Raw genomic sequence first — 6,905 nt, 5'->3', positions numbered from 1 at the left:
TACCGAACGCGACCCGCCCGCTGTGGCAGACGTTGCTCGCGTAGGCGATCACTCGGCCGGCCGATCTGCTGGCCGCCCTCGGCATCGATCCGGCGCAGCCGGCGCTCGCCGCCGAAGCGCTGCGCGCGTTTCCGATCCGGGTGCCGCGCGGCTTCGCGGCTCGCATGGCTCGCGGCGATGTCGACGACCCGCTGTTCCGGCAGGTCTGGCCGTCACCGCGCGAAGCCGATGAGGTCCCCGGTTATACGACGGATGCGGTCGGCGATCTGGCCAAGCTGAAAGACGGCGGACTGATTCACAAATATCAGGGCCGGGCGCTGGCGATCGCCACCGGTGCCTGCGCAGTGAACTGCCGTTACTGCTTCCGCCGGCATTTCCCGTACGGCGATGCGCTCGCGTCCCGCAACCATTGGCGGGCGACGCTGGCAAGCCTCGACGCCGATCCGAGCATCGAGGAAGTGATCCTGTCCGGTGGCGATCCGCTGGCGCTATCGGATGACAAGCTCGCCGAGTTCGCCACCGCGCTGGCCGAGCGGCCCTGGATCAAACGGCTGCGGCTGCACACGCGGCTGCCGGTGGTGCTGCCGGAACGGGTCGACGAGCGTCTGCTCGGCTGGCTGTCGGCGAGTCGGCTGCAGAAGGTCGTGGTGCTGCACATCAACCACGCCAACGAGATCGACGAGGCTGTGATCGAAGCCTGTGCGCGGCTGCGCTCGGCCGGCGTCACGCTGTTGAATCAGGCCGTATTGCTGCACCAGGTCAACGATTCAACGGATGCGCAGGCCCGCCTGTCCGAACGCTGCTTCGCCGCCGGCGTGCTTCCCTACTATCTGTTCGTTCTCGACCGGGTGGCAGGCGCCGCACATTTCGACGTGAGTGAACTGACAGCACAGACGATCATGCGGGAGCTGGCAGCACGCTTGCCCGGCTACCTGGTGCCGCGCCTGGTCCGCGAAATCGCCGGCGAGCCGGCCAAGACCCTGCTGCCGTGGTAGCGGCCCGGCCGATCTCGCCCCGGTCATGAATCTGCCGCGCGAGCCCGCCCCGTCCCGGGCCGCATTCCGCGCGGCGCTCGCTGCATCGCCGCCCGCAACGGCAGCCGTGCGCGCCGCACTGCTGCTGCACATCGACGACCTGGCCGGTATCGAGGCGCGCATCGGTTTCGTCGAAGCCGAAGTGCTGGCTGGACTGGTCACGGCGGCGATCGCTGCACGACTGACGCCGGCCGACGCGCGCTACGCCTTGTCGATCGACGAAAACGGTCTGATCCTGCAGCGCGCCGACGTCGCCGGCATCGAGCGGCTGGCCGAAACCCTGCGCCGCGAGCTGCACGAGGAAATCTTCACGGTTCGAGACCAGGAGGTACAGCTCTCGGTCACGCTCACCTGGTTCCAGACCGGCACTGCCGACACGCTCGACGCGATGCTCCACAAGCTGGTCAGCGAAGCACGTGCGGCCTCGCTGAAGGGCGGCAACACGGTGATCGGTGTCGGCTCGATCGCTCCCTCGGTGCAGAACGAACTTGAAGACGCGCGCATCGCCGGCCTGACCCGCCGCGCGCTTGCTGACGACCGCATGCGGCTGGCGTTCCAGTCGATCGCCAGCCTCGAAGGCGGCCGTCACACCCACTTCGATCTGCAGGTACGCATGGTCGACGAAGACGGCCGCGAATGGCTCGCCTCGGAGTTCCTGCCGGCCGCCCAGAAATTCAATCTGATGCGCTCGGTCGATCGCTGGGTGATCGCCACGGCGCTCGATATCGTCCAGCGTCGTCGCGGCACTCGTGATGCGGCAACGCTGTTCATCAAGCTGTCCGAAGACACGGTGCGCGACGCCGAAGCCTTCATCATCTGGCTGCGCGGCCTGCTCGACGGCAGCCTGCTCAAGGCCAGCGAAGTGGTGTTCCAGGCCCAGGAACTGGTGCTGCAGAACCACATTCGCAAGGCCCGCGCGCTGACCCGCGAACTGGTCGAACTTGGCGCCGGTGTCGCCATCGAACACTTCGGCGTCGGCAGCAATTCCCGGCAGATGCTCGACTACATCCCGGCCCAGTTCCTGAAATTCCACGCTTCGTACACGCAGTCATTCGCCGATCGCGAAGTCCAGAAGCGGCTCGGCGAATTGATCGAAGCCGCGAAGCAGCACCGGATGAAAACCATCGTCAGCCACGTCGAGCACGCTGACATGATGGCCAAGCTCTGGCAGATGGGTATCCACTTCATCCAGGGCTACCACGTGCAGGAGCCCGAGGTGGTGATGCTGGGTGAAGATGTGGCGCCGCGCCGCTGAGTCGCATGTAGGTCGGGCCGCGCCCGACGCTTCTCGCTTCAGCAGTGTCGCCCGAGGTGCGACCTACAAAAAACGTCATCCCCGCGTAGGCGGGGATGACGTTAGGGATTAGGCACGACCCTTTGGGGAGCAGCGTCCCCGTTTAGGCCGAAGCCTGAAGTCGAGCGATGCGCTCTTCAAGCGGTGGGTGCGTCATGAACAAGCTCTTCACCTCGCTGGCAATACCGAAGGCCTGCATGCCCTGGGGCAAGGTCGACGGTTCATGCTGGGCTTTCAGCTTCTGCAGCGCGGCGATCATCTTGCGCTTGCCGGCGTAGTGCGCCCCGCCGGCATCGGCGGCGAACTCGCGGCGGCGCGAGAACCAGGCGACGACGATCGAGGCCGCGAAGCCGAGCACGATCTGCATGACGATCGAGGTCACGTAGTAGCCGATGCCAGGGCCGCCGCGATCGTCCTTGCCGCGCAGCGCGCTGTCCACGGCATAGCCGATCACCTTGGACAGGAAGATCACGAAGGTGTTGAGCACGCCCTGGATCAGGGTCAGGGTGACCATGTCGCCATTGGCGACGTGGGCGATCTCGTGGCCGAGCACAGCTTCGGTCTCGTCCTGGTTCAGCGCGCGCAGCAGGCCGGTCGAAACCGCGACCAGCGCGCTGTTGCGGCTCATGCCGGTGGCGAAGGCATTGATTTCCGGCGCGTCGTAGACCGCAACTTCCGGCATGCCGATACCGGCCGCGCGGGCCTGGCGCTCGACGGTCGCCAGCAGCCAGGCTTCGGCCGCGCTCTTCGGCTGCTCGATGACCACCGCGCCGGTGGAGCGCTTGGCCATCCACTTCGACATCGCCAGCGAGATGAACGAGCCGCCCATGCCGAACACCGCCGAGAAGATCAGCAGGCTGCCGAGGTTCAGGCCATTCTGGGTCAGGAAGCGGTCGCCGCCGAGCAGGCTGACGACCACCGACAGCACCAGCATGATGGCGATGTTGGTGAGCAGGAAAAGACCGATGCGTTTCATGGCTGCATTCCGTGATGCGTGTTCAGGTTCGGGAATGTTGGCGGCTGACTACTGATTCTCAAGAGGCTCAGGTAGTCGACTCGCCGGTACGGCCGCTGGCTACCGCGCCCATCGCATCGACTCTCTGATAACCACGCGGCAGCGGATTGCCCCGTGACGCGCGAGCGCCGTGATAGCCGGATTCCAGATCGCTGGCCTTGATCGTCAGGCGCCGCTTCAGGCTGGTGACTTCCAGCGCCGAGCCGGCCGGCAGCACGCAGGCGGCGACGATGCGGTCCTCGCCCTTCAGGCCGATCAACTTGTTGCCCTTGCCCTTGGCCAGTTCCGGCAGTTCGCTGGCCGGGAACACCAGCAGGCGGCCTTCGGCAGTGGCGACGGCGATCCGTTCTTCGGCCGGCTTCTTCAGCTGCATCGGCGGCAGCGGCGTGCCTTCCAGGGTCAGGCAGGCCTTGCCGGCCTTGTTGCGGCCCTGCAGATCATCGAGTTTGGCGTTGAAGCCGTAGCCATCGCTGCCGGCGAGCATGTAGCGCTCGCCCGCGTCGCCGGCGATCAGCGCGATGATGTTGGCGCCGTCCTGCAGATCGAGCTTGGTGGTCACCGGCTCGCCCTGCGAGCGTGCGCTCGGCAGTTCGCGCGGGTTCAGCGTGTAGGCGCGGCCTTTCGAATCGAGCAGGATCAGCAGGTGATTGGTGCGCCCGGCCACCGAGGTCAGGTATTCGTCGCCAGTCTTGTAGCTCATGCCGGTGACATCGACTTCATGGCCCTTGGCGGCGCGTATCCAGCCGGCCTTCGACAGCACCACGGTGATCGGCTCGCTGGGCAGGATTTCCGTCGCTTCCAGCGCCACGGCCGGTGCGCGGGCGACCAGCGGGCAGCGGCGATCGTCGCCGTACTTCTTCGCGTCCTCGTCGATTTCCCTGCCGACCAGATTGCGCAGCTTGGTTTCCGAGGCCAACAGGTCTTCGAGCTTGGCGCGTTCGGCGGCCAGTTCGGCCTGCTCGCCGCGAATCTGCATCTCCTCGATCTTCTGCAGATGGCGCAGGCGCAGATCGAGAATCGCGGTGGCCTGGATATCGCTGAGGCCGAAACGCGCCATCAACTCGGCGTGCGGATCTTCCTCGTAACGGATGATCCGGATCACCTCGTCGATGTTCAGGAAGGCGATCAGCAAGGCATCGAGGATGTGCAGGCGCTCGTTGACCTTCTTCAAGCGGTATTCGAGGCGGCGCTTGACCGTCGCCACCCGGTAGACCAGCCATTCACTGAGGATTTCCGGCAGGTTCTTGACCCGCGGCCGGCCGTCCAGGCCGATCATGTTCAGGTTCACGCGCACCGACTTTTCGAGGTCGGTGGTCGCGAACAGATGGGTCATCAGCGCATCGATGTCGACCCGGTTCGAGCGCGGGATGATGACGATGCGGGTGGGGTTCTCGTGGTCGGATTCGTCGCGCAGATCCTCGACCAGCGGCAGCTTCTTGGCCCGCATCTGCTCGGCGATCTGCTCCTGGATCTTCGCCGGCGAGACCTGATGCGGCAGCTGGGTGATGACGACGTTGTCGTCCTCGCGCTCCCAGCGCGCACGCATGCGGACCATGCCGTTGCCGGTGTCGTACAGCTTCCGCAGCTCGGCCGGCTCGCTGATGATTTCGCAGCCGGTCGGGAAATCCGGGCCAGGCAGCACCGTCATCAGCTCGTCGAGCGTGGTCTTCGGGTTCTTCAGCAGCAGCTTGCAGGCCAGCGCCAGCTCGCGAAGATTGTGCGGCGGGATGTCGGTGGCCATGCCGACGGCGATGCCGGTGGTGCCGTTGACCAGGATGTTCGGCAGCCGCGCCGGCAACAGTTTCGGCTCCTGCAGGGTGCCGTCGAAGTTCGGCACCCAGTCCGAGGTACCCATCTCCAGCTCGCCGAGCAGGGTCGACGCGTACGGCGTCAGCTTGGCTTCGGTGTAGCGCATCGCCGCGAACGATTTCGGATCGTCCGCCGAGCCCCAGTTGCCCTGGCCATCGACCAGCGGATAGCGGTAGGCAAACGGCTGCGCCATGGTCACCATCGCTTCGTAGCAGGCGCTGTCGCCATGCGGATGGAACTTGCCGATCACGTCGCCGACGGTGCGCGCGCTCTTCTTGGGCTTCGAGGTCGAGCTCAGGCCCAGCTCGCTCATCGCATAGATGATGCGGCGCTGCACCGGCTTCAAGCCGTCGGCCACGTGCGGCAGGGCGCGATCCAGCACGACGTACATCGAGTAGTCGAGGTATGCCTTTTCGGCGAACAGCCGCAGCGGCAGGCGTTCGGTTTCGGTCGGTTCGATTGGGGTCATGTTCAGGCGGGGTCAGCGGCAGCGATCATCACCGGCCCCTGCATGCAGCGGGGCCGGAGCGTCCGGAGGGGCCGTATTTGACCATGTTCGAGCAGACAGGCGGCAGGTATAACGATGTCCTGTTCGATGTCGTAATCGAGCACCAGGCAACGAGTGTTCACTTTTCAGCATCGGAAGAATCAATCATTCCGGGGCGCGCAACGGCATCGACAGCGCGACAAACGGCTGATAACGTTGCCAAACGCTCGCTAAAAGCGTGACAACTAAAAATTCTGGCACAGGGAACACCGAGGAAACACATGAGAAAGATCTTGATTGCTGCAGTTGCGACATCAGCCCTTTTTGCCACTGCGGCACAAGCTGAACCGGTTGGTCTGGTGCGCGGTTTGGTGGGAACCGGCGTTGCCGTCCTGCAGGCCCCTGGCCTTACCCTCACCACGCTGCTGACCGATCGCGCCCTGATCGTCGGCAAGCTGCCGCCGCTCGGCCTCAATTTCGTCAACGCGCTGGTGCCGATCCTGACCAATCAGCCGGTGAAGTCGACCACGCAGACGGTCATCGTGCCGTTGCCGGGGCCGGCGTTCCTGAACATGACTCTGGTCAACCTGCCGGACCGCATTGGCGTCAAGGTTGGCGCATCGGGCCCGATCACCTTCACGCTGACCACGGGTCCGCAGTAAGGACCAAGCGGTCTACGGATAACGAACCGGCACTCAATGCCGGTTTCGTCGTCCTTGATGTCGCTGCACAGTAACGATTTCACCCCCTGTTGCACCTGTTGACGTATCCACCCCAAACGGATTCGGGCAAAACTGAACCGAAGGAGATTTACCAATGAAAAAGACCACCCTTGCTGTCGCCGCTCTCGCCACCATGCTGTCGATCCCGGCGCAGGCTGCTGGACCGATCGTCCAGAGCACCCTGCTGGTCGTGAAGGCCGTGCTTGCTGAGCCAGGCGTTTCGCTGAGCAATATCGTCAAGGCGCTGCCGGATATCGCCAACGACACCGTCGCCGGCGTCGCCAACGTCGCCAACGCGCTGCCGCCGGCCCTGCTCGGCACCACGCCGCAGCAGCGCACCACGCAGACCATCATCGTGCCGCTGCCGGGGCCGGCGTTCCTGAACGCCGATCTGGTCAACATCAAGGGCGACGTCGGCATCAAGGTCACGGCCGCCAGCCCGCTGATCATCACGCTGACCACCGGCCGTTAAGCGCGGTTAGCAGTACTTCAAGCAGCCCCGAAAAGCCCGGCAGCGTGCCGGGCTTTTCGTATTCGGGCATTG

General features: G+C 64.9%; 6 protein-coding genes. 4 read left to right on the top strand and 2 right to left on the bottom strand.

Annotated elements, in window-relative coordinates; genetic code table 11:
- The first annotated feature begins 47 nt into the window (after positions 1-47).
- Entirely contained in the window at positions 48-995 is a 948-nt protein-coding gene (gene epmB, locus Q0D45_RS19055) for an EF-P beta-lysylation protein EpmB (protein WP_293396696.1), read from the top strand.
- Positions 996-1,020: 25 nt separating this feature from the next.
- Complete coding sequence (locus tag Q0D45_RS19050; RefSeq protein ID WP_293396693.1) at positions 1,021-2,289, top strand: EAL domain-containing protein; 1,269 nt, start codon at positions 1,021-1,023, stop codon at positions 2,287-2,289.
- Positions 2,290-2,431: 142 nt separating this feature from the next.
- Here Q0D45_RS19050 and htpX read toward each other — a convergent pair whose 3' ends face one another.
- Both htpX and parC read right to left on the bottom strand, forming a co-directional pair.
- Entirely contained in the window at positions 2,432-3,304 is an 873-nt protein-coding gene (gene htpX / locus Q0D45_RS19045) for a protease HtpX (protein ID WP_293396690.1), read from the bottom strand.
- 67 nt (positions 3,305-3,371) lie between these two features.
- Entirely contained in the window at positions 3,372-5,621 is a 2,250-nt protein-coding gene (gene parC, locus Q0D45_RS19040) for a DNA topoisomerase IV subunit A (protein ID WP_293396687.1), read from the bottom strand.
- A gap of 299 nt (positions 5,622-5,920) precedes the next feature.
- Between parC and Q0D45_RS19035 the strand changes: the two genes are divergently transcribed.
- Entirely contained in the window at positions 5,921-6,301 is a 381-nt protein-coding gene (locus tag Q0D45_RS19035) for a hypothetical protein (protein WP_293396684.1), read from the top strand.
- Positions 6,302-6,455: 154 nt separating this feature from the next.
- Positions 6,456-6,833: a hypothetical protein gene (locus tag Q0D45_RS19030; RefSeq protein WP_293396681.1), complete on the top strand. Its 378-nt coding sequence runs from the start codon at positions 6,456-6,458 to the stop codon at positions 6,831-6,833.
- Positions 6,834-6,905 lie beyond the last annotated feature (72 nt).

The sequence above is a fragment of the Nevskia sp. genome, assembly GCF_023266035.1.
In the GTDB taxonomy this organism is placed as follows: domain Bacteria; phylum Pseudomonadota; class Gammaproteobacteria; order Nevskiales; family Nevskiaceae; genus Nevskia.
Note: the sequence above shows the minus strand (reverse complement) of the source record. Positions and strands in the feature narration are given on the sequence as shown.

Bases quoted from the DNA above. Each gene is read 5' to 3' on its own strand.
- Q0D45_RS19050 (WP_293396693.1), top strand. From the start codon at position 1,021: ATGAATCTGCCGCGCGAGCCCGCCCCGTCCCGGGCCGCATTCCGCGCG.
- htpX (WP_293396690.1), bottom strand. From the start codon at position 3,304: ATGAAACGCATCGGTCTTTTCCTGCTCACCAACATCGCCATCATGCTG.
- parC (WP_293396687.1), bottom strand. From the start codon at position 5,621: ATGACCCCAATCGAACCGACCGAAACCGAACGCCTGCCGCTGCGGCTG.
- Q0D45_RS19035 (WP_293396684.1), top strand. From the start codon at position 5,921: ATGAGAAAGATCTTGATTGCTGCAGTTGCGACATCAGCCCTTTTTGCC.
- Q0D45_RS19030 (WP_293396681.1), top strand. From the start codon at position 6,456: ATGAAAAAGACCACCCTTGCTGTCGCCGCTCTCGCCACCATGCTGTCG.